Here is a 22,250-nt window from a genome sequence, read left to right on the forward strand (position 1 = left end):
GCCCGACCCTGGGCCGACCCGCCCGACCCTGGCCGGGGCGGCCGGCCGCGGCCTACTGTCGCTGGTATGCCGAAAGCCGTCTGGAACGACCTCGTCATAGCCGAGAGCACCGACACCGTCGTGGTGGAGGGAAACCACTACTTCCCGCGTGCGGCACTGCGCGACGACCTGATCCGCGAATCAGGTACGCACACGGTCTGCCCGTGGAAGGGCACCGCCTCCTACTACACCCTCGAACTCGACGGCGTACGGTCCCCGGACGCCGTCTGGTACTACCCGGACCCGAAGCCCGAGGCAGCCATGATCCGCGACCGGGTGGCGTTCTGGAAGGACGTCCGGGTCGTCGACTGACGCGCGCCGGTCCGGGTGGCCCGTACCGCTGGCCACCCGGAGCCGTCGAAGCCCGCGTCAGCCCGCCTGCTGCTCCGTGATGCCGAACTGGACACCGCCCTGCGCGTCGACCGACGCGTCCAGGGCCTTGTCGTCGAGGATCTGGGCCGCCTCCGGGTCGAGGAAGATCCGCGCACCGGAGTCGTCGACCACCTGGTCGCCCTGGGCCGGCTGGTCGGCCAGGCCGAGGGTCAGCGCACCCGCGGAGGTGTCGGTCGCGATACGCAGGCCAGCCCCCTCCGGCACCTCCTGCTGGGTGGTCAGGTCACGGATCACGGTCACCGCGTTGTCCGTCAGAGTGAGCATGAAGAACTCCTCATGGTTTCTCGTGTCGGGTTGTCGTTGCCGACCGACCGCCGCCGATGACACGGCCAGGCAGTGAACCGTCGAGATGGCCATGGCCGCCGCGCCCCGACGTCGGCAGGAAACTCCGGGCGCACCGACTCCAGTCGGGCGGGATCAGCTGAACGGTCGAGTGGCGGCCGTCCGCGATCTACGTTGCCCCCTCCGAACGGCTACGTCAAATCGGGCACCAGCCCCGACAACGGACGGACCGGGCCACCGGTAACCGGTCCGGCACCGGCAGAAGCGGGCGGGACGCCCCCTCGACGCCCCGCCCGTGAGCCGGATCAGCGGTTGCGGCGACCGCCGCTGATCCGGATGTCCCGACCCGCCTGATAGACGTGCGACCCGCCGATGACCTGGGCGTGCTGGTGCGAGCCGGGGCCCGACGGACCGGCTCCGCCGTCGACCCGCCGGACGATCTCGGCGAGTTCGACCCCGACGGTCGGATCCGCGGCCAGCCGGGCCCGGAGCAGTTCGTCGAGCGTGGACCGCAGCGTGGCCACCGCATCGGGTTGCCGCTCGACCGGCACCGCCAGCAGCGACTCCCGCGTGCGGTCGAGCCAGCCGGCCGCCGCCTCACGATCCGCGTCGTCGCCGCCGGCCAGCACCCGGGCGGCCCCCGAGCGGATGCCGGCCCACGCGTCCGTCGCCATGGCTGTCACCAGCGCCAACGCCCCGGCCTCGGCGAGCCCCACCAGATACGTCGGATCCATCCGTCCTCCTCGTGCAGTCGGTCAGGTGGCGCCCCGCCACCGTCAGCCATCGGAACCGATCCGTGATCCATTCAGGTGCGGGTGGGCCGTCCGCCCGTCCGCGCCTGGCCGGTTCCCCTCGCGCGCGCCGCGGCGCAGGTCGTTCGCGAGCTTCTCCACCGCGCGGTCCAGCCCGGCCTGGATGTCGGCGGCATGGATCCGGGCGTTCAGGTCGATGCGATCGCGCTCCTGACGCGCCGCCGACTCGGCCTCGTACTGGCGCACGTTCAACTCTTCGAGGATCGACACCTCGGCGCCGCGCGTCGCGCGGCTGTAGATCCGGATGGCGCTGTTGACCCGTTCGTCGACCAGCCGGTCGTACGCCGTCGCGCCGTTGAACAGCTTCACCAGGACAGGCAGGCAGTCGATCAGGATGAAGAAGATCCGGATCAACCAGGTGGTCACGAAGAGGACGGGATTCGCGTTGATCAGCTCGTGCAGCGCCTGGAACCGCTCCAGCATGCCGATCGCCCCGTGATGGCTCCTCATCTGCGCGACCCGCTCCTCGATCCGCTCGTCCCGGACCTGTTCGAAGCTCTCGTTGCCCAGCCGCACCTCACCCTCGAGAAGCGCGACCCGCTGCTGCATCCCGGTCAGCCGTACCTTGTCCTGCGCGATCGGATGGCTGGCGGCGAACCGGTCGGCCTCGCCACGCAGGCGCCGGCAGTTGGGGCCCTCCCCCACCCGGCCGGTGAATCCCGGCCCCGAATCGCCGGCACACTCCCGGCGCGCCTTCTCGTTGAGTTCTTCCAGTTCCGCCGAGTCGGCGGCGATCTGCCGGTCGAGGTCGGCGGCGGCGGTCCGCAACGCGGTGAGCTGGTCGGTGACGCCGGCCGGGGTCGCCGGGAACGAGATGACGTACTCCAGGCAGCCCTCCGCCGGCCGCTCCGCCGGCTGGTCGGCGGGCTGCCCCGGCACCGGGTTGCAGGCGGTCAGCTTGGCGGTCAGCGTACGCAGTTGCTCCGCCCGATCGTCGCGGATGTGCTGCTCGATGGCCGTACCGAAGATCCGCAACACCAGCGGCTCCGCGATGACGAACCCGAAGAAGATCGCGACCAGCAGTCGCGGCAGCAGCACCGACGCCCGGCGCCGCCACTGGGTGCCGGCCGAACTGGAGACGAGCCACCGGTCGAGGTTCAACACGAACAGCGCCCAGACCAGGACCGGCAGCAGGATCAGCACGTGCGCACCGCCGGTCACCGCGACCAGCGCGTTCCACATCGAGAACGCCGCGATGACGGCGGTGCCGAGCACCACGCCGCCCAGGGCCGTGTAGCGGGCACGTTCGGTCGGCACGTACGACAGCAGTTGCTCGTCCACCCCGGCCAGCACCCGCAACCACCGGCCCGGCCCGGGGTCGGCCGGGGCCGGTGCGGCGCCGCCCTCGACCCCGCCGCCGGCGGGCTCCGGGGTGGGAGACCCGGCGCTGTCGCGCCGGGTCTCCTGGTCACCGCTCGATGTCATCGTCGTCCAGTTCGTCCTCGTCGAGAACGAGATCCTCGGTACGCGCCGGCTTGCCGGCGAGGCCCCGGCGTTCCCGCTCCCGGTCGACCTTCACCAGTTCGGGTCCGGCCGTCGCGCGCCGCGGCGTGATGCTGTCGGTGAACGCGTCCACCAGGATGTCCGCGTCGACCCGCAGCCGGTCCAGATGCCCGTCCTTCTGCAACAGCGCCAGCACCTCCGCCAGCTTGCGCTGCTTCTCCTCGGTGACCTGGTAGGCGCGGTCGGCCGCCTGCCCGGCCGTGATGTCCCCACGACTGATCGCCAGCGCCTCCAGCGCTTCCGGACCGCTGCGGATCAGGTCGGCGATCCAACCGGCGTCGTCGGCCTCGAACGAGCGCCGGAGCCGCTGCTCGAGCTGCCGCCACTGCTCGTCACGCATCCTGCTCGCGTGTTCGACCAGCCCGGTCGGCTTGCTCACCTCCACGGTCGAGAACACGACCTCGACCCCGCTCAGCCGGGGCGGGTGCACGGTGCAGTACGCCTTGACCTGAGCCGTCACCGACTCACGGACCTCGTTGAGGTCGTCGATGCTGCTCGTGGCACCGAGACTCTCCAGCCGCCGGTCCCGGCGCAGGTAGTCGCCGAGCGAGACGGAGATGTCGGTCAGCCCGTCGCGTACGACGGCTTCCGGATCGGTGACCTGGCACCGGAAGACGACCCGGATGCGGAAGTCGTCGGCCGCGCTGGCGGACGGGATCAGGATGTCGACCGGCACGAACCGTTCTCGGACGTCGACGAGGCTGACCGCCACCGCCTCGACGACGATGTCCTCGCGCCCGGTCAGGTGCCGGCGCTCGTGGAGCACCTCGTAGCGGTCGCCGACGGTGAACACCAGGGCGGTCCCCGGCTCCTGCCGGGGTAGTTCGGCGACGTCACGCCGGGCGAACAACAGCAGCCGAGACTTCGCGGGTCCGAGCGTCCGCTCGGTGAGCAGGGGCCAGAAAGTGGTACTCACAACGATCTCCCGGTCAGGTGGTGGGGGGACAGGTTCTGGGTACGGCGGCCACGCAGGGCCGCGAACACGGTGCTGAGCAGCCCTTCCCGGGCGGCCTCCTCGTCGATCCGCAGGAGGCCCTCTTCCAGGCCCTCCTCGAGCGCCCTCCACTGGCCATGGCTGAGCCCGCCACGGATCGCGGCGCCGAACCGTCGCACCGCGGGCAGGGCGGCGGTGTCCTCGGACAGCGCGCCGAGGGCCACCAGCAACGCCGTTCGGGCCTGATGGCGGTGCGGACCGCTGGCCAGCAGGTCGGCCCACAGGGCCCCGAGCCGGTCCGCGTTACGCGGCTCGCCGCGCAGCACCAGGGCGGCGACCGGCTCGTCGGTCCGCGGGTCCCGGGCGGCCATGATCTCCAGCACGGTCTCGTACGTCGCCCGGCGATCACGTTGGCTCGCCCCGTCGGCGATCACGTCACGCATCTGCCGCTGCAGGAAGTTGAGCACCTTGCGGGTCGCTGCCGGGTCGGATGCCGTTACGGCGAACAGGACGCCGAGGGCGTCGCAGGCGATCGGCCTGATTCGCGCGTTACGCATCGCGAGCGTCCACAGCCAGCGCAGCGCGTCCGAGGGGTAGCGCAGGCCGAGCGGCCCACCCAGGGCGGTGGCCGCGGTGACCGCCCGGCGCTGGCCGGAGTTGAGCGCCCACCGCTTGGTGACGGTCAACGCCGACGCGGCGTGCGAGCCGTCGAACCCCATCCAGGACAGCGTGCAGGCGGCGGCCGCCCGTTCGGCGACGAGTCCGGCGGCCCACCGGTCGAGGAAGGTGTGCTCGACCTCCTGGAAGTCGAACCGGCTCAGGACCGCCATGCCCATTCCGAGACGGACCTGCAGGTCGGACACCGGGGCGGTCGCCGCGATCTCGTGGAGCCAGTTGCGCAGCGGCTCCCACAGGGCGTAGCCGTAACGTTCGCGCAGTTCGCCGAGGACGAGGGGACGCATGTCGTCGGTCTGGAACTCGACCGCCGGATTGCCGGCACCGGCCTGCGGCGACGGCCGGACGGTGATCAGCCCACCGGCCCGGCGGCGATCGAGTCGGACCTGGCGGGTGGGGGCGGCGTCCGGCGGCTGGCCCGCGGCGGGAAGCGCCGCCGAAGCCGCGCTGGCCTGGCGGTGCAGTTCCGCCAGCCGGGCGACCAGCCGCTCGAAGTCGGCTTCCGGGGTGCCCTCGACGAAGGCCAGCGCGGCGACGGCCAGCACCTCCGGCCACTCCGGGTCCTGGTCGAACCAGCTCGCGACCCGGCCCCGCTGCGAGTCCTCGAAAGCGGCGAGTGCCTTCCGCGGGCCGTCGGCCATCAGTTCGCAGACCGCGACGACCTCGCCCGGCGAGTGCAGCCGGCGGACCTGTTCGCGTACCTCGTCCGTGCCCGGACCGTGCCGGAGCTGGTCGGTGAGGTGCGCCGTGCAGGTGTCGAAGAGTTCATCGCTGTCCGGCGCGGACCAGTCGACCATGAGGTCGGCGAGTTGCCCACGTGGCCGCAGACCGAGATCGACGGTGATCACCAGGTAGGAGCGGTTCTTCAGGGCACCGAGCAGGCGGTGCATCTCGAACTGCTGTACCGCGACGGTGTTCGCGTCCCGGGCCTGGTCCCGCACGATGTAGCCGCTCGCGTTGCCGAACTTCTGCCCGGCGAGTTCGCTGAACGCCAGCGCCGGAGAGAGGTTGGTGGGCAGCCCCTCGCGACCGGCGACGTCGCGCAGGAGCGCGATCGCGCCGCTGTACTTACCGATCCCCGCCGGTCCACACAGGACGACGAGGCGCCGGTCGAGGAGCAGGCGGCGGGCCCGCGCGTACGGCTCGGGCCGTACGTAGTGCCGCAGGGCTGCGTCGACGTCCTCCTGGCGCAGCGGGCCGGTCGCGCTACCCGGGCGGCGACCGGGGCCGAACGAACCGCCGAACGTCGCACCCGACGCGTCCACTCTGCCGTTGAAGTACTGCACGTTGACGAACCGGGCCGAGTCACGCAGCTCCCCGTGTAGCGCGTCGTCGAGGTCCTCGGCCCGGTCCGGCGCCGGATCGGGTCCGGCCGGCGGGGCGGACGCCGGTCCGGCGTCCGCGGGTGCCCTGCCATCGGCGGCCGGTTCACTCATCCGGCGTCCCGCCCCCGCCTGACAGGTCGGCGAAGTTGAATCCGAACACCTGGGCGTGCACCGAGCCGTCGATGCGGGTCCGGTTGACGTACGTCGGCCCGTGCCGGACCTCGGAGCTGGCGTCGATGTCCCGGTCCGCCTGGTGCACCGCACCGCCGCCGGCGACGGTGGCCCGCTGGGCCGAGTGCCGGTAGGCGGAGTCGTCGGGCGGTTGCGCACCGGGCAGCCGGGCGGGATCCACCCCGGGTACCCGCACCCAGGCCTGGTCGGCGTACTCCTTGACCCGCACCTGAACGGGCTGGAAGTCGTCGGGCCGCAGGCTGGTGTGGCCACCCGCCACGATCTCGTCGAAGACGAGCCGGGACAGGATGACCGCGAGTGGGGCCTCGGGGGCGGCGGCCAGCGCCCGCCGGGCCGGATCACTGTCGATCAGGCGGCCGACGGTCACCGGGGCGTTGCCCGCGTAACCGTTGGCGGCCGAGTACGCCACGCCGTGGTGCGCGGCGAGCCGCAGCCGGATCTGCCAGTCCGGCAGTCGGCCCTCGTTGAACAGGCGCAGTTCGGTCGCGAGTTCGCGGACGTAGTCGTCCACGACACGCGGCTCCGGCTCGTCCGGCGGGAGCACCGCGAATTCGCCGTCGCCACTGGGCTGGGTCACCCACCGCGACCGGTCCAGACCGGCGGCCTCGGCCGCCCGGTCCAGAATGGCGACAAGATCCTTTTGTAGTTCGCTCTGTCGGCGATCCGGGCGACCGCCATATCCCTGCATATCCACTCCGACGCAGAAGCGCCGGTCGAACTGTGTTGATCGGGGCACGCCGATGGGCCTTTCACCGAGTCGGGAAGCCTTGCGCCGCCCATGCTGACCCAGATCCCCGACGATCAATCCGCCCCAGTGCGGGATCTTGCCCGTAATTTACGGTGACGCCTCCGCTTCGGCACGTAGTCCCTGCACGTCAGTGATAACGAGGCGGCGATAACCCGGGCTGACCAGCCCGCGCTGGCTGAGATCATGCAGCACCTTTTCCGCGGTGCGTCGCGCGACGCCGGCCAGCGACGCCAACTCCGCCTGGGTGAGCGGAACACCGAGATCCCAGCCCGCCGGCACCTCCCTGCCGTAGATCTGGGCGATCTCGTAGAGAATTCGACTCACCCGGGCCGTCGCGCTACGCGTGGTCAGATCGATGCGCCGACTGTTCGACCACCGCAGCCGCTCGCTCATCATCCGCATCAACTCGATCGCACCGTCCGGGCACTGCTCGATGAACGCCTGGAGTTCGGCGCGCTGGATCACCCGGGCCTCGGTGGGGACCGACGTGACGACGCTGGCCGACCGGGGCCGCTTCTCCAGCGCTGCCATTTCACCGATCACATCGCCGCCGACCCGGATCGCCAGGAACGTCTCCTGATCGGCATCGAGCGCGGTCACCTTGACCAGCCCGGACAGCAGAAGATAGACGTGCTCGTCCTCGTCGCCCTGTCGAATAATCACCTGTTCGGCGGGAAATCTCTTTTCGGTTCCCGTCGCCAACAGAAGTTGCCTGGTCTTTACCCGGAGTCGGCCGAGCAGGGTGGCCGAGGGCCAGTTCCGGGTTTCGGCTGGCCTGATCTGAGCGTTGTCCAACGAGCGTCTCCAATACGACCGGCACTCGTGCTCCGACCCAACAGACCGGGCGTATGGCTCAGCACTGGCGGACGGCCGCGACCACCTACACCCGGAGTGCGACCAACCTATCCACGGCAGAAGCATTCATGGGGGTTGCGCTGGTGGAACTGTCAAAAATTCGCCCCATCTTGATTTATCGGCGGGATTCGGTACGGCACCGTCCGCTCACGTGTTCAGCGGGCGGCGGGCGACCGACAGGACATGGGTCACCGGCCACCCGATCGGATCACCGTCGGGTGTGGACAGATCCGCGACCGGAGCGAGCCGGTTGGTCACGATCCAGTCGTTGCGGTACGCCCCGCTGGCCGCGTCGACCTCGAAGCCGACGTCGGCGAGCAACGCCTTCCAGTCGGCGTACTCCAGTCCACAGAACTGCTCCCGGGTCTCCGACAGCCAGTTGTCGGTGTAGTCCTTGCGGGTCAGGAAGTCCATCGCGGCGCCGAACGCCAACTCGACCGTTTCCGGTTCGCCGTCGACCGGGCGGTGGTCGAACGGGAAGCGGTAGTCCACCGCGAACTGGTCCAGCCGGGCCCGGGTGGACAGGCCGCCGACGTACGTGGCGACCTCCGGCACGGGCAGCGCCGCCAGGTCGTCACGGGGCCGCGCCGGGTTGGCACCGTCCGAGGTGGACAACCGCAGCCGGACCGGGCGGTCACGGCCGTCCGGTCCGCACACGTCGCTGTTGATCCACACTCCGCCGGGCACCGTGTGGTCGTAGATCGCCCGCACGAAGCGGCGCAACGACGCCATCCGGTCACCGTACGACCAGATCTCGTGGGTGAGCGCGAACGTCATCGTGGTGTCGACCGACCGCGGCGCGAACACCGCCCCGCCGAGGACGTTGCGCCGGTAGAAGAACACGTTGGGGTTGGCGAAGAAGCCCTGCGCCTTCTTGTGCACGCACTCCTCGAACAGGTGCCGGGCCACCTCCACGCCGATCAGGTCGCTCTCCCGCAGCGCCGGCTCCCGATCGGCGAGTTCGAGGACCGCGCCGGCGCCGCAGCCGATGTCGACGATCCGGCCCGGCCGTACGTGGTCACGGACCGCGGCCCACTTGCGCTGCGCCGCGTCGGCGAACGCCTCGGCGTACGTCCGGTAGTCGCGGGTCGCGGTCAGCCCGCCCTCGTCCCCGACGACCGGATCGTTGACGACGGCGCGTACGAGTTCGTCGAGCTGGTAGCGGTCGAAGACGTCGACGGACGCCGGGTGGGCCAGCTCGCGCCACGTCGGGTCGCCCGCGGCCAGCCGCAGCAGCACGTCCCACGGCCGGTCCGGCGCGGGCTCGACATCGGCCTCCACCCCGGCGATCGGGAAGCCGAGCCGGGCGTACATCGCGGCCACCTCCGGGGTCGAGCAGGCCACCACGGTGTCGTCCGGGGTCAGCGTGAGGCCGGTGACGGCCTCGACGTTCTTGCACGTGACCTCGGCGAACCGGTCCGTCGCCGCGGTGTCGAAGACCGGCACGACAACCGACCGCAGCCCGGCGAGCACGCTGAACCGCTCGATCGCCGCCTCCCGCCGGTGGAACGGGACCGGATTACGTTTCGTGTTCTCATGGTTCGCGGACGTGACAGCCCAGACCACCGTGCGGTCGGCGCCGGCCAGCCGGCTCAGATATTCGGCCTGGAATCGGGTCAGGAGGTGGTGACGACCGGGAAAGAGCAGGTAGCGCGCCATTCGTCGTTCATAGCCGACAGCGGTTTGCGACCCTCTGGCAGGGTGGCGACGTGCAGATCGACCTCGCTGAACCCGACGTACTGCTAGCCCGCTGGGGCGCGATCGCCTCCGCTCTGACCACGCTCGGTCACGACGATGTGTGGTGGATCGACGGCGGCACCGCGCACCGCGACGACCACGGCGGCAACTGGGGCCGCCTGGTGCCGGTCGAGGGCGGCCGGGCGGTGCTCTACGGGTTCGACCACGAGTATTCCGCGACGGTCGACGCCAGCCCCCCGATCGATCTGCTCGCCGGGGGGCCGGCCTGGCTGCCCTGGGCCGACCTGGTCCGCGCCGTCGAGGACGAGCAGCTGGGGTTCGTCTACTGGTACGACGGCGGGTGGTCGCGGGTGCCGTACCCCGACGGGCTCGCCGACGGACTGGCGGCGGCGCTGCCGGCGGTGCTCAGCGCGGACCGGGCCCACCGGGCCCTGTGCGAGGTCGTCTTCGGCTGGGCGCGCCACAAGCCGGACGATGCCGCGGAGCGGGCCACCGTCGCCGATGCCGCGACGCGACTGCTCGACGCCGCGGCGACCCGTACGGTCGACGCCGGCGTGCTGGAGCGACTGGTCGGCCGGATCGGCAGCCTCCCGGTCGACCTCGGTGCCGGGGTCGCGGCGGCGGCCGGGTTCGGGCTGGTTCCGGGCAGTGTGGCACCGACCGTGCCGGCCGGGAGCGGGGAGCCACCCCGCCGGGTCCGGTTGCTCAGCGACGACGAACGGCAGGACCTGGTGTGGGCGGCGATGCGGGCCACCGCCGAACTGCCCCGGCCGGCGCCGGCACCGACCGCCGAACTGGCCGCCCTGATCGGGTGGGCCCGATCCCGGGCCCGCCCCGACGGCCGGTGCTCGCTGCGGTTCGAGGTGCTGGACCACGCACAGCGCTTCGGTCCCGGCGAGGCACCGCCGGTCGAGCGTCCGGACGACGACCGGTGGGCGGTGGCCCGGGAGGCGGCCGACCTGGCGAGGAAACTATGGGAGGCCGAGGCCGAGGCCGACCCGGCGCACGGCCACTGGATCTTCCTGCGGCTGGAGGTCTCGGCCGACGACCACACCGTCGAGCGGCACTACGACTCCTGGCCGGGCTGGATGAGGTCCGACGGCATCACCGGACCGTGGCTGGACGACCTGCGGATCGAGATGGACCGCCGGGCCCCGCGGTTCCGGCCGGCGTGGGCGGTGCTGCTCGATCCGGAGGTGGCGTACACCGGGGTGCCGGAGCCGTTCCGGACGCTCAAGGTCGACTGACCGCCGGCCGCCGCCACTCCGACCGCTGCCGCGGCCCCTTGGTGTGCCGCTGGTGGTGTGTCAGGCTCCGAGGACGCGGGATCCGCCACCCGCGGACCAGGCCCGTCGCCGGCCCGGCGGCGCCCCACCCGGAGGAAGGTCCATGAGCGAGCGAAGCGAGTCGTACTCCGCGCGACTGCGGTCGGCCACCCGGCAGGACCACGAGGCCGCCGAGTCGGAACGCTATGTCACCGCCCTCACCGCCGGCGAGCTGAGCCGGGCCGCGTACGCCGATCTGGTCGCCCAGCACTACTTCATCTACGAGGTGCTGGAGGAGGCCGCCGGCGCGATGGCCGGCGATCCGGTCGCGGGTGGTTTCGTCGACGACGCGCTCACCCGGCTGCCGTCGCTCGTGGCCGACCTGGAGTTCCTGTTCGGCGCCGGCTGGCCGGACCGGATCGCGCCGAATCCGGCGACGGCGGCGTACGTGCAGCGGATGCGGGAGGTCTGCCAAACCTGGCCGGCCGGGTTCGTCGCCCACCACTACACCCGGTACCTGGGCGACCTGTCCGGCGGGTTGTTCGTCGGCCGGGCGGTCGCGCAGGCGTACGGGCTGGGCGACGACGGCGGCGTCGAGTTCTACCGCTTCCCGGCCATCGACGACCCCCGGGCCTACAAGGACGCCTACCGCCGCCGGCTCGACGCGATGCCGATCCCGGAGGCCGAGTTCGACCGGCTGATCCAGGAGGTGGTGCTGGCGTACCGGCACAACACGGCCGTGCTGGCCGAGCTGGGCCGTACGGTCGATCCGTTCCCGGCGGAGGTGGTGGCCGCGATCAGCCGGCACATGAACGACGACCACCCCGCCGACTCGCTGCTGATCTGCCGGGCGCTGGGCGGCCGGCCGACCGCCACCGCCGCTCGGATGACGGGCATGGACGCCGACGGGATCGACTTCGTCGCCACCGTCGACGGGGAGCCGGTGCCGGTACGGGTCCCGTTCGGCGAGCGGTTGACGCAACGCCCGCAGGTCCGCAAGGAGGTGGTGCGGATGTACCACGAATCGTGTGCGGCGCTCGGGGTGCCGCCCCGGCCGGCCGCGACGCACGGCTGAGACGGGCCGCGCCGCCACCAGCCCGACCCATTCACGTGACGACCTGACTGTAACGCAAGCGTGACAGAATGGGATTCCCGGAGTTAGTCTGCTCAATGTCGTCGGCAGGCTCTGAAGGGGTGGCGCAATGCCAACTGTCGTCCTCGGCGTCAAGGCAGCCGGCACCGCCGACCGCATCAACGCCTACGCAATGCGACTCGGGATCTCGTCGGTGCTCACCGCGCGGGTCACCGGCCGGGAACCGTTCGGCGCCCCGGACGAGGGGGTCGACCTCGTCGTCCTCGACGCCACCGCGCTCGGCGACAACCGTCGGGCCGCCCTGCGCCGGATCGCCTTCCAGCTCCCGACCGCCCGGATCCTGGTCTGCGAGTCCGGACGGCCGGGCCCGATACCGGTGTCCCCGATGCCGATCCGGGTGCAGGGCGTCGACTACGACGGCCTGGCGGCACTGGCCAACCTCCTGCTCGTCTTCTGCGCCAGCGAGGCGCCGGCCGACCACCCGCGCGCCAACGGGCTGACGCCGCTGCTCGCCCGCCGGGCGACGAACGGCGGCGACCACTACGCCTCCCGGGCGACCATCCCCACCCAGCGCTGCAACACCACCGAACCCGGCCAGTCCCGGCTGACCGACCGCGAGGTGCAGGTGGTCCGGCTGATCGCGGACGGCCGGTCCAACCTGCAGATCGCCCGCGACCTCAACCTGTCGAGCGAGACGGTCAAGACCCACGTACGGCGGATCCTGCGCAAGCTCCGCGCCGACGACCGCGCCCACGCGGTCGCCAACGCGTTCCGGGCCAAGCTGCTGACCTGAGCCGGCCGGCTCAGGTCAGCGCGTCCGACTTCGGCAGGACCGCGACCTCGGGCCGCCCGCCGCCGTCCGACCGCCGGCGGCGCAGCATCATCGACAGCACCGCCGCACCGATCGACAACCCGCCGGCGACGTACCAGGCCAGCACGTACGTGCCGAGCTGGTCGCGGACCAGACCGGCGGCGGTGGCGGCGAAGCCCGCACCGAGCTGGTGCGACGCGAAGACCCAGCCGAAGACGACCGCACCCGCGTCGCCGAAGTACTCCCGGCACAGCGCGACCGTCGGTGGCACCGTCGCCACCCAGTCGAGCCCGTAGAAGATGATGAACACCAGCATGCTCGGCCCGGCGGCCTCGGCGAACAGGCTCGGCAGCACCAGCAGGGAGAGCCCGCGCAGCCCGTAGTAGACGGCGAGCAGCACTCGCGGGTCGACCCGGTCGGTGAGCCAGCCGGACGCGATCGTGCCGGCGATGTCGAAGAGGCCGACCAGGGCCAGCAGCCCGGCCGCGGTCGTCTGCGGCATGCCATGGTCGTGCGCCGCCGGGATGAAATGGGTGCCGACCAGCCCGTTCGTGGTCGCGCCGCAGATCGCGAAGCCGGCGGCGAGCAGCCAGAACGCCCGGGTGCGGGCGGCCGCGGCCAGGGCGCCGACCGCCCGCGCCGCCGCCCCGCCGGCCGGGGCCGGCGGCGGCACGACCTCGGTGCCGCCGTACGGCGGCAGGCCGAGGTCCGCCGGGTGGTCGCGCAGCAGCCACACCACCACGGGTACGACCGCGAGCGCCGCCCCGGCCACGATCAGCGCCGCCACCCGCCACCCGTACGCCTGCACCACGTTCGCCAGCACCGGCAGGAAGACGAGCTGGCCGGCCGCCCCACCGGCGGTCAGCACCCCGGTGACCAGCCCACGCCGCTTCACGAACCACCGGCCGGTGACGGTGGCCACGAACGCCAGGGCCATCGAGCCGGTGCCGAGGCCGACGAGCACGCCCCAGCAGAGAATGAGCTGCCAGCTCGCGGTCATGAAGACGGTCAGGCCGCTGCCGGCGGCCACCATCAGCAACGCGTACGAGACCACCCGCCGGATACCGAACCGGTCCATCAGGGCGGCGGCGAACGGCGCGGTCAGGCCGTACAGCAGCAGGTTGATCGAGACTGCCGCCGAGATGGTCGCGAGCGGCCAGCGGAACTCGGCGTGCAGCGGGTGCAGCAGGACGGCCGGGGTGGCCCGGAAGCCGGCCGCGCCGACCAGCGCGACGAAGGCGACCACCGCGACGATCCAGGCGGGGTGCACAAGACGGGTACGACTCACCGGGCCAGTCTTGGCCGGGCCGGAGGTCCGGCGACAGTGGCCGGGAAGCCATCATGCGCAATAATCAGGCCATGACAGCGGCGAACGGAAAACGGCGGGGCGGATCGGGTCCGGCACGGCCGGCGGACGGCACCGGCACCGACCCGCACCGGGTCGTCGTGCTCGCCCTCGACGAGGTGGTCGGCCTCGACCTCGGCACCCCCGCCCAGGTCTTCTGCACCGCCCGGACCCCGACCGGCGGCGACGACCTCTACACCGTCACCACCTGCACCAAGGACGCCGCCCCGGTACGCAGCACCGCCGGCTACCGGGTGCTGCCCGACCACGGGCTGGCCGCCCTCACCACCGCGCAGACCGTCGTCGTGCCCGGCATCCACGGCGGGCCGCCGCTCGCCGACGGCACCCTCGACCCCGAACTGACCGACGCGCTGCGGGCCGCACACGAACGCGGCGCCCGCATCATGTCGATCTGCACCGGCGCCTTCGTGCTCGCCGCCGCCGGACTGCTCGACGGCCGGCCGGCGACCACGCACTGGGCGTACGCGGCCCGGTTCCGCAACCACTTCCCGTCCGTACGGCTCGACCCCGAGGTCCTCTTCGTCGACGACGGCGACATCCTCACCTCGGCCGGGGTGGCCGCCGGCATCGACCTGTGCCTGCACATCATCCGCACCGACCACGGCAGCGAGGTGGCGAACCGGTCGGCCCGGCGCTGCGTGATGCCGCCGTGGCGGGACGGCGGCCAGGCGCAGTACATCGAGCGGCCGGTGCCGGCCGGCGACGACACCACGACCGCGCCGACCAGGACCTGGCTGCTGCAACGCCTCGACGACCCGCCCACCCTGCGGGCGATGGCGGCGCACGCCAACATGAGCGTACGCACGTTCACCCGCCGGTTCCGGGAGGAGACCGGGGTCAGCCCGGCCCGCTGGCTGCTGCGGCACCGCACCGACCACGCCCGGCTGCTGCTGGAGACGACCGAGTTGAGCGTCGACCAGGTCGCCCGGCAGGCCGGGTTCGGTACGGCGACCTCGCTGCGCCAGCACCTGCACGGGTCGATCGGGGTCGCCCCGACGGCGTACCGCCGCACCTTCCGCCCGCCGGGCAGCCCGCGGCCGGACCCCACCCCCGACGCCGTCTCCCCCACCGCATAAGCCCGCCGCAGGATTCCCCGGTCAGCGGGCGCGGCGGCCGCGGCGGGCGCGCAGGTAGTCGGAAACCACGTACCGGCCGAGGTCGTCGGCGTCCGGGGTGAAGACCCGGCCGCCGCTGCGCCGGGCCACCGCCTCGACGAAGCGGCGCAGACCCGGGTCCTCGCCGAGCATGAAGAGGTTGAGCGTCGCCCCGAACCGGGTCAGTTCGTCCACCTCGACCACGGTCGCCTGCACCGTCTCCAGCGTCGGCGGCCACGAGAACACCGCCTCGCCGTCCTCGAGGTGGGCGGTCGGCTCGCCGTCGGTGACCACCAGCACGACCGGCTCGGCGCCGGGATGTCGGCGCAGGTGCCGGCCGGCCAGCTTCAACGCGTGTTGCAGGTTGGTGCCCTGCACGAGGTCGGGTTCGACGGCGGCCAACTGCTCCCGGGACAACGGCAGCGCGTGCCGGCCGAAGCCGACGATCTGCAGCGCGTCCTGCGGGAACCGGGTCGCGACCAGGTGCGACAGGGCCAGTGCGGTCTGTTTCATCGGGCCCCACCGGCCCTCGGAGATCATCGAGAACGACAGGTCGACGCAGAGTGCCACCGCCGCCGACGCGCGGCGCTCGGTCTCCACCACCTCGAAGTCGTCGACCTCCAGCCGGACCGGCACCGCCGCCCCGCGCCGCAGCGCGTTGGAGACGGTGCGTACGACGTCGAGCGGCTGCTCGTCACCGTACGCCCAGGGCCTGGACGCGCCGGTGACCTCGCCGGCCGCTCCGGCGTCGCGCAGGTCGTGCTGGCCGCGGCGGCGGCCGGACAGGTCGTTGAAGACGCGGCGCAGCGCGGTCCCGCCGAGCCGGCGCAGCGCCTTCGGGCTGAGCGTGAGCCCGTCGCCGTCGCGGGTGACCCAGCCCTGCCGGCGCAGTTCGCGTTCGAGTTCCCGCAGCCGGCGTACGTCGTCGGCCGCCTCCCGGCCGAGCGACCGCTGCACCGCCTCGACGTCGATGTCGTCGAGCGTCGCCCCGGGATGCTCCTGCCCCAGTTGGTCGAGCAGGTCGTCGAGTTCGCCGATCTCCTCCAGCGCGCCGGCCGCGGCGCCGTAGCCGAGGTCTTCCCGGCCGCGGACCCGCTCGGCGCGGTCCCAGCCGAGGTCTGGCCGCAGCGTGCGCAGGTTGGCGGTCAGGTCACGCATCCGGTCGGCGAGCGCCCCGTCGCCGAACGCCTGGTCCATCAGCCGGGACAGTTCCTCGCGCTGCTGCGGGGACAGCGACCGCATCAGCCGCTCGCCGGCGGCGGCCCGGCGGGCGAGCGCGTCGACGAGTTCGTCGACCGAGCCGGGTTTCTCCGGGAAGAAGTCGCCGTGCCGGCGCATGAACTCGGTGAACGCGTCGGTGGTGTCCGCACCGCGGGCGTGCCGGTCGAGCAGTGCGTTGAGGTCGGTGAGCATCTCTTCGAGGCGGCGCCGGGCGGCGGGGTCCGGGTCGCGCAGCGCGTCGCGGATGCCCGCGAACCGCTGTTCGAGTACGTCGCCCCGGAGCCCGTCGAGGATCTGCTGGTAGAGCCCGCGGGCCTCGTCGCTGCTCCACCGGTAGTCGGCGAGTTCCTCGACGGCCCGGGCGGTGGACCGGGGCAGGTTGTCGAGTCGCGCCTGCGCGAACCGGGCGTCGTCGTCGTCGCGTCCGGCGAGTTCGTCGCGTTCGGCGGCGAGCGCCTGGTCGAGCAGGGCCTGGGCGCGGGTGACGGCGCCGTCGAGGTTGCCCCGGCGCATCGCCTCGCGGCGCAGCCGCCGGGCCCGGGCGGTCAGGTCGTCGAGGCCGCCCCGCCCCTGCGGCCCGCGGCGCAGCAGGTCCCGCAGCGCCTGGCGCAGGCTGCCGCCGGCCAGCACCTCGGCGCCGACCTGGTCGACCGCGGCGCGTACGTCGTACGGCGGGGCGAGCGGGTCGGGTCCGCCGCGCCAGGAGCCGTACCGGTAGCGGTTGCCGCCGGTCACGGCTCAGCCCCGTCCCTGGTCGCGTACGCCGTAGCGGGTGCGGCCGTCGTCGGTCAGGTCCTTGGCCAGCCGGCGGGTCAGGTGCAGCCCTTCGAGGGCGAACTCGATGCCGGCGGCGGCCTCGCCGGGGGTGGGCGCGTCGCCGAGCCCGAGCCGGTCGAGCACCTTGGCCAGCCCCGGTACGGTGCCGACCTGGCGCAGTAGTTCGTCGGCGGCGACGAGTTCCCCGGTCTCGACGACGTCGCCCCGCGCGACGAGGTCGGTGAAGCCGGACAGGTCGAGGCCGGCCAGCCGGGCGCGGAACGTCTCGGCGGTGGCGGTACGCAGCAGGTGGGCCAGGATCTCGATCTCCCGCCCCTCTTCCCCGCTCTCGAACTCGACCTTGCCGCGCAGGGTGCTGGTGACCGAGACGGCGTCGCCGACCCGGGCGACGGGGTCGGTCTCGCCGAGCAGGCCGGCGCGGCGCAGCGCCGACGCGGCGACGGTCTCGGCGGCCGCGATCGCGAAGCGGGCCGAGACCCCGGAGCGGGCGTCGACCGAGGGCGACTCGCGGACCGCCCGGGCGAACCGCGCGAGCACCTCGAGGACGTGCTCCGGTACGGCGGCGGCCAGGTCGGCCTCCTGCCGGATCAGGTCGAGTTCGAGGTCGAGGTCGAGCGGGTAGTGGGTGCGGACCTCGGCACCGAACCGGTCCTTGAGCGGGGTGATGATCCGCCCGCGGTTGGTGTAGTCCTCGGGGTTGGCGCTGGCGACCAGGAGCAGGTCGAGCGGCAGCCGGAGCTGGTAGCCGCGGACCTGGATGTCGCGTTCCTCGAGCACGTTGAGCAGCGACACCTGGATGCGCTCGGCCAGGTCGGGCAGCTCGTTGACGGCGAAGATGCCGCGGTTGGTGCGCGGCACGAGTCCGAAGTGGATGGTTTCCGGGTCGCCGAGGGTCCGGCCCTGCGCGACCCGGATCGGGTCGACGTCGCCGATCAGGTCGCCGACGCTGGTGTCCGGGGTGGCGAGCTTCTCGCCGTACCGCATCGAGCGGTGCAGCCAGCCGACCGGCAGGTCGTCGCCGGCCTGCGCGGCCAGCGCCCGGGCGGTGGGGGTGACCGGGTGCAGCGGGTGCTCGTTGAGTTCCGATCCGGCGATCACCGGGGTCCACTCGTCGAGCAGACCGACCAGGCTGCGCAGCAGCCGGGTCTTGCCCTGGCCGCGCTCGCCGAGCAGGACCAGGTCGTGGCCGGCGAGCAGGGCCCGTTCGACCTCGGGGAGCACGGTGTCGTCGTAGCCGACGACGCCGGGGAAGCGCGGCTCGCCGGAGCGCATCCGGTCCAGCAGGTTCTCCCGTAGCTCCTGCTTGACGGTGCGGTAAGAGTGCCCGGCGGCACGCAGTTCGCCCACGGTGCGGGGCAGGTCGGCGGGCGGGGTGGGCAGGACCGTGTCGGTGTCTCCAGTCACCCCCGAAACGCTAGCGCGGTGCGACTTAGAGTGCCCGCACTCGACAGCGAATCGGCACGTAACTACCCTACCGCTTATGACTCCTTACAAGATCGATGCTGCGGCCTGGCAGGAGAGCTGGGACCGGCAGCAGGAGGCCTACCTGCCGGACCGCGAGGAACGCTTCGCGGCGCTGCTCGACACCGTCGAGGCGACCAGCCTCGGCCAGGCCCCGACCGTGCTCGACCTGGCCGGCGGCACCGGCTCGATCTCGCTGCGTACGCTGCGCCGGTTCCCGCACGCGACCACGACCCTGCTCGACGTCGACCCGGTGCTGCTCACCATCGCCCGGGAGTCGCTCGACGACCGGTCGACGGTGGTCACCGCGGACCTGCGTACGCCGGACTGGGCGACGGCGCTGCCGCACCGTGACTACGACGCGGTGCTGACCGCGACCGCCCTGCACTGGATCGCCCCGGACCGGCTGGCCGCGCTCTACGCCGAGATCCGGGAGGTGCTCCGCCCCGGCGGGGTCTTCATCAACGTCGACCACATGCCCGACGACGGGCTGCCGGAACTGACCGTCCTGCTCGGCAACCGGGAACGGACCCGGCGCGAGGCCCGCTACGCCGCCGGCGCGGTGCTGTCGTGGGAGGCGTGGTGGGACCACGTCGCCAAGGACCCGGAACTCGGCCCGCTGCTGGAGGAACGGCGAAAGGTCTTCGCCGACCGGCACACGACCGAGTCCGACCCGACGCTCTCCTGGCATCTCGACGCACTGCGCGCCGCCGGCTTCCGCGAGGCCGGCATCGTCTGGCGGGGTGCCCGCGACGCCGCCGTCACCGGCCTCCGCTGACCTTCCCGGTCCGGCCGCCCGGCGTACGTTAGAGGCGGCCGGACCCGGGAAAGCGGGCCGGCGATGAAGGCGTTCCTGGTCGTGGCCACGGCGATCGCCGGCGCCTGCCTCGTCGCCTGGTTGACCGGGATGGCGGTGCGGTGGATCGCCCGGCGCCGCTACGAGCCGTTCCTGATGAAGTTCCACCGGGCCTGCTTCTGGCCGTGGGCGACGATGCTGGTCTTCGGCACGCTGTACTACGTACTGCCGGCCACCGGCATCTCCTCCGGCAAGCTGGCCGGCTACCGGCACGGGGTGCAGATCGGGCTGATCGCCGCGACCGGGTGGCTGCTGATCAAATACCTGTTCGTCGCCGAAGATGTCGCGTTCCGGCGACTGCCGGTCAACGTCGCGAACAACCGGCGGGTACGCCGGGCCCGTACCCAGATCGGGCTGATGCGCCGGATGACCGCGCTGGTCATCACGATCCTGACCATCGGCACCGCCGCGATGACCTTCGGCCCGCTACGGGCGTTCGGGGCGTCGGTGCTCGCGTCGGCGGGTGTCGCCGGTGTGATCCTCGGTTTCGCCGCGCACACCACGCTCGGCAACGCGGTCGCCGGTCTGCAACTGGCGTTCACCGACGCCCTGCGCATCGACGACGTCGTCGTCGTGGAGTGCGAGTGGGGCCGGGTCGAGGAGATCAAGCTCACCCACGTCGTCGTACGGCTCTGGGACGAGCGCCGCCTCATGCTGCCGACCAGCTACTTCACCAACAAACCGTTCCAGAACTGGACCCGGCACGAGGCCCGGGTGCTGGCCGCCGTCACCCTGCACCTCGACTTCACCGCACACATCGACGAGATCCGGGCCGAGACGCACCGGCTGCTCGAGCAGACCCCGCTGTGGGACCAGTCCGAATGGGTGCTCCAGGTGGTCGACGGCAGCGACACGTCGATCTGCATCCGGGTCCTGGCCTCGGCCAGCGACGGGCCGAGCGCCTGGGACCTGCGCTGCGAACTGCGCGAAAAGCTCATCCAGTACCTGCGGGAGAAGCATCCCGAGTGGCTGCCGCGCCTGCGCAGCGAGTTCAAGCCCTGACCGGGTTCACCGGCCCGCCGGGCGGGTAGGCAGCCGGACCGGGTGAAGGAAGGGGAAGGATGAGCGTCCCACTGACCACCGAGAATCCCGTGGTGCCCCTGGAACTGGTCGCCACCTTCAGCGGGGCGATGCCGGCCGGGGTGGCGGTGTCCCGCGCCGGGCGCATCTTCGTCAACTTCCCGCAGTGGGACGAGCAGGCACCCGCCACCGTCACCGAACTACGAAACCGGCACTGCGAGCCGTACCCGGACCGGCGGTGGAACTCCCCCGGCACCGACGACGATCCGCGCGGCTTCGTCTCGGCGCAGAGCGTCGTCGTCGACACCGCCGACCGGCTGTGGATCCTCGACTCCGGCAGCCCGATGTTCCGGCCGGTGGTCACCGGTGGGCCGAAGCTCGTCTGCGTCGACCTGACCGACGACACCGTCGTGGAGACGATCGTCCTGGGGCCGGAGGTGGCACCACCGACGGCGTACCTGGGCGACGTACGGATCGACCTGCGACGTGGTACCGGCGGCCTGGCGTTCGTCACCGACGCCACCGACAAGGGACCCAACGCGATCGTGGTCGTCGACCTGGTCAGCGGGGCCGCCTGGCGGCGGCTGGAGGGTCACCCGTCGACCCGGGCCGAGGGGCCGCGCACGTTCCGGCCGGTCGTGGAGGGCCGGCCGTTCGTGGAGCGGCCGCTCGACGGGCCGGCCCGGCCGGTCACGGTCGGCGCGGACGGGCTGGCGATCTCGCCCGACGGCAGCCGGCTCTACTACTGCCCGCTGGCGTCCCGGCACCTCTACAGCGTCTCGATCGACGCACTCGCCGACCCCACGCTCGACGACGCATCGGTGGCGGCGACGGTCGTCGACGAGGGCGACAAGGGCAGCGGTGCCGCCGGACTGGAGACCGACCACCTGGGCCGGGTCTACCTGACCGCGTACGAGCACGACGCGGTGCTGCGCCGACGCACCGACGGCGAGTACGAGACGGTCGCCCACGATCCCCGCCTGCTGTGGCCGGACGCCATGTCGGTGAGCAGCGACGGCTACCTCTACGTCACCGCGAACCAACTGCACCGGCAGGCCAGGTTCCAGTTGGGCCAGGACCTGCGGCGCAAGCCGTACGCGCTGTTCCGGCTGCCGATCGACGGCCGGCCGGCGGGCTGACACACGAACGTGGGCGCCTCCCTGAACAGGGAGGCGCCCACGTCGTGGCGTGTCTTCTTACTTGTTGGTGGTGTCGGTGATGATGTCGGCGGCCATCTTCTCCCACTGGGCGTAGTGGTCGGGGTAGGCCGAGACCTGTACGGTCTGGGCGGCGACGGTCAGGGGCATGTCTTCCCAGCCGTCGACCTGCGTGAGGCCCTTGTAGAACGCCTTGGCGGAGTAGTCGGGGTCGGTGATCTGTTCCACGCTGCCCCAGCCGCTGGACGGGCGCTGTTGGAACAGGCCCTGGGAGTCGTGGTCGTTGCGGTCGCCGAGGTGGCCGAGGTTCTCCAGCTTCGACTCCTGCAACGCGGTCGCGATCGCGATGGTCCAGGCGCGTGGCGGCAGGTTGAGGTCCTTACCCGCGTCGATGATCTTGCGGGCGTTGTCGAGCTGCTCCGGGTTCGGGGTGAAGCTGGACTGGTTGCCCGGGACACCGTTCGGCATCAGCTGTTCGGTGGTCGGCTTGTCCGCCTGCTCTGCCACGGCCTGCGCGACCGCGACGGTCTGCGTCGGGGTGGGGTCGGCGGCCAGGGCGGCGCTGGTCGGGCCGGCCAGGCCGGCGGCCATGGCGATGCCGGCGGTGGCGAGCAGGGCCTTGCGGGTGTACGTGGCGAAGACAGTCATGATCGGGGTGTCCTTTGTTCGAGGG

The 22,250-nt window shown here is 72.3% G+C and carries 20 protein-coding genes; 8 read left to right on the forward strand and 12 right to left on the reverse strand.

Annotated elements, in window-relative coordinates:
• Positions 1 to 66: 66 nt before the first annotated feature.
• The gene (locus AB0I42_RS02785; RefSeq protein WP_357533565.1) at positions 67 to 351 is read left to right on the forward strand and encodes a DUF427 domain-containing protein; all 285 of its coding nucleotides are present in this window, start codon (positions 67 to 69) and stop codon (positions 349 to 351) included.
• A 57-nt stretch (positions 352 to 408) separates the two neighbouring features.
• Here the strand turns inward: AB0I42_RS02785 and AB0I42_RS02790 are convergent, their stop codons facing one another.
• The 8 genes from AB0I42_RS02790 to AB0I42_RS02825 form a co-directional block, all read right to left on the reverse strand.
• Positions 409 to 696: an adhesin gene (locus AB0I42_RS02790; RefSeq protein ID WP_357533567.1), complete on the reverse strand. Its 288-nt coding sequence runs from the start codon at positions 694 to 696 to the stop codon at positions 409 to 411.
• A 323-nt stretch (positions 697 to 1,019) separates the two neighbouring features.
• Positions 1,020 to 1,448, reverse strand: coding sequence for a hypothetical protein (locus AB0I42_RS02795; protein WP_357533569.1), 429 nt, complete (start codon positions 1,446 to 1,448; stop codon positions 1,020 to 1,022).
• A gap of 42 nt (positions 1,449 to 1,490) precedes the next feature.
• On the reverse strand, positions 1,491 to 2,951 hold the full coding sequence (locus AB0I42_RS02800) for a DUF4407 domain-containing protein (protein WP_357533571.1): 1,461 nt from the start codon (positions 2,949 to 2,951) through the stop codon (positions 1,491 to 1,493).
• Positions 2,935 to 3,945 carry a hypothetical protein gene (locus AB0I42_RS02805; RefSeq protein ID WP_357533573.1) on the reverse strand — a complete coding sequence of 337 codons (1,011 nt, stop codon included), beginning with the start codon at positions 3,943 to 3,945 and terminating at the stop codon, positions 2,935 to 2,937. The genes AB0I42_RS02800 and AB0I42_RS02805 overlap by 17 nt, the downstream gene beginning before the upstream one ends.
• On the reverse strand, positions 3,942 to 6,074 hold the full coding sequence (locus tag AB0I42_RS02810; RefSeq protein WP_357533575.1) for a hypothetical protein: 2,133 nt from the start codon (positions 6,072 to 6,074) through the stop codon (positions 3,942 to 3,944). The genes AB0I42_RS02805 and AB0I42_RS02810 overlap by 4 nt, the downstream gene beginning before the upstream one ends.
• On the reverse strand, positions 6,067 to 6,732 hold the full coding sequence (locus AB0I42_RS02815) for a hypothetical protein (protein ID WP_357533577.1): 666 nt from the start codon (positions 6,730 to 6,732) through the stop codon (positions 6,067 to 6,069). Before AB0I42_RS02815 ends, AB0I42_RS02810 begins: the two co-directional genes overlap by 8 nt.
• Positions 6,733 to 6,990: 258 nt before the next feature.
• Positions 6,991 to 7,605 (reverse strand): Crp/Fnr family transcriptional regulator, encoded by a 615-nt coding sequence (locus tag AB0I42_RS02820; protein WP_357533579.1) that lies wholly within the window; start codon positions 7,603 to 7,605, stop codon positions 6,991 to 6,993.
• A 300-nt stretch (positions 7,606 to 7,905) separates the two neighbouring features.
• Positions 7,906 to 9,417, reverse strand: a complete 1,512-nt coding sequence (locus AB0I42_RS02825; protein ID WP_357533580.1) for a class I SAM-dependent methyltransferase — start codon at positions 9,415 to 9,417, stop codon at positions 7,906 to 7,908.
• Between the two features lie 50 nt (positions 9,418 to 9,467).
• Here AB0I42_RS02825 and AB0I42_RS02830 point away from each other — a divergent pair, with 50 nt between their 5' ends.
• From AB0I42_RS02830 to AB0I42_RS02840, 3 genes are all read left to right on the forward strand, one after another.
• Positions 9,468 to 10,703: a hypothetical protein gene (locus AB0I42_RS02830; RefSeq protein ID WP_357533581.1), complete on the forward strand. Its 1,236-nt coding sequence runs from the start codon at positions 9,468 to 9,470 to the stop codon at positions 10,701 to 10,703.
• A 142-nt stretch (positions 10,704 to 10,845) separates the two neighbouring features.
• Positions 10,846 to 11,796, forward strand: coding sequence for a biliverdin-producing heme oxygenase (locus tag AB0I42_RS02835; RefSeq protein WP_357533582.1), 951 nt, complete (start codon positions 10,846 to 10,848; stop codon positions 11,794 to 11,796).
• A 127-nt stretch (positions 11,797 to 11,923) separates the two neighbouring features.
• Positions 11,924 to 12,607 carry a response regulator transcription factor gene (locus AB0I42_RS02840; protein WP_357533584.1) on the forward strand — a complete coding sequence of 228 codons (684 nt, stop codon included), beginning with the start codon at positions 11,924 to 11,926 and terminating at the stop codon, positions 12,605 to 12,607.
• A gap of 10 nt (positions 12,608 to 12,617) precedes the next feature.
• Here AB0I42_RS02840 and AB0I42_RS02845 read toward each other — a convergent pair whose 3' ends face one another.
• Positions 12,618 to 13,913 carry an MFS transporter gene (locus AB0I42_RS02845; protein WP_357533586.1) on the reverse strand — a complete coding sequence of 432 codons (1,296 nt, stop codon included), beginning with the start codon at positions 13,911 to 13,913 and terminating at the stop codon, positions 12,618 to 12,620.
• Between the two features lie 71 nt (positions 13,914 to 13,984).
• On the opposite strand from AB0I42_RS02845, the gene AB0I42_RS02850 reads away from it, so the two are divergent.
• The gene (locus AB0I42_RS02850) at positions 13,985 to 15,067 is read left to right on the forward strand and encodes a DJ-1/PfpI family protein (protein ID WP_357533588.1); all 1,083 of its coding nucleotides are present in this window, start codon (positions 13,985 to 13,987) and stop codon (positions 15,065 to 15,067) included.
• 21 nt (positions 15,068 to 15,088) lie between these two features.
• Here AB0I42_RS02850 and AB0I42_RS02855 read toward each other — a convergent pair whose 3' ends face one another.
• Positions 15,089 to 17,041: a hypothetical protein gene (locus AB0I42_RS02855; RefSeq protein ID WP_357533590.1), complete on the reverse strand. Its 1,953-nt coding sequence runs from the start codon at positions 17,039 to 17,041 to the stop codon at positions 15,089 to 15,091.
• Positions 17,042 to 17,044: 3 nt separating this feature from the next.
• Positions 17,045 to 18,487 carry a sigma 54-interacting transcriptional regulator gene (locus tag AB0I42_RS02860; RefSeq protein WP_357533592.1) on the reverse strand — a complete coding sequence of 481 codons (1,443 nt, stop codon included), beginning with the start codon at positions 18,485 to 18,487 and terminating at the stop codon, positions 17,045 to 17,047.
• Positions 18,488 to 18,563: 76 nt separating this feature from the next.
• Between AB0I42_RS02860 and AB0I42_RS02865 the strand changes: the two genes are divergently transcribed.
• The 3 genes from AB0I42_RS02865 to AB0I42_RS02875 all read left to right on the forward strand — a co-directional run bounded on the left by AB0I42_RS02865 (position 18,564) and on the right by AB0I42_RS02875 (position 21,559).
• Complete coding sequence (locus AB0I42_RS02865; protein ID WP_357533594.1) at positions 18,564 to 19,322, forward strand: class I SAM-dependent methyltransferase; 759 nt, start codon at positions 18,564 to 18,566, stop codon at positions 19,320 to 19,322.
• A gap of 63 nt (positions 19,323 to 19,385) precedes the next feature.
• On the forward strand, positions 19,386 to 20,402 hold the full coding sequence (locus AB0I42_RS02870; RefSeq protein ID WP_357533596.1) for a mechanosensitive ion channel domain-containing protein: 1,017 nt from the start codon (positions 19,386 to 19,388) through the stop codon (positions 20,400 to 20,402).
• Positions 20,403 to 20,461: 59 nt separating this feature from the next.
• Positions 20,462 to 21,559, forward strand: coding sequence for an L-dopachrome tautomerase-related protein (locus tag AB0I42_RS02875; RefSeq protein ID WP_357533597.1), 1,098 nt, complete (start codon positions 20,462 to 20,464; stop codon positions 21,557 to 21,559).
• 57 nt (positions 21,560 to 21,616) lie between these two features.
• Here the strand turns inward: AB0I42_RS02875 and AB0I42_RS02880 are convergent, their stop codons facing one another.
• Positions 21,617 to 22,225 carry a hypothetical protein gene (locus AB0I42_RS02880; RefSeq protein ID WP_357533599.1) on the reverse strand — a complete coding sequence of 203 codons (609 nt, stop codon included), beginning with the start codon at positions 22,223 to 22,225 and terminating at the stop codon, positions 21,617 to 21,619.
• Between the last annotated feature and the right edge of the window lie 25 nt (positions 22,226 to 22,250).

It is taken from the genome of Polymorphospora sp. NPDC050346 (assembly GCF_040655695.1).
Taxonomy (GTDB): Bacteria; Actinomycetota; Actinomycetes; order Mycobacteriales; family Micromonosporaceae; genus Polymorphospora; species Polymorphospora lycopeni.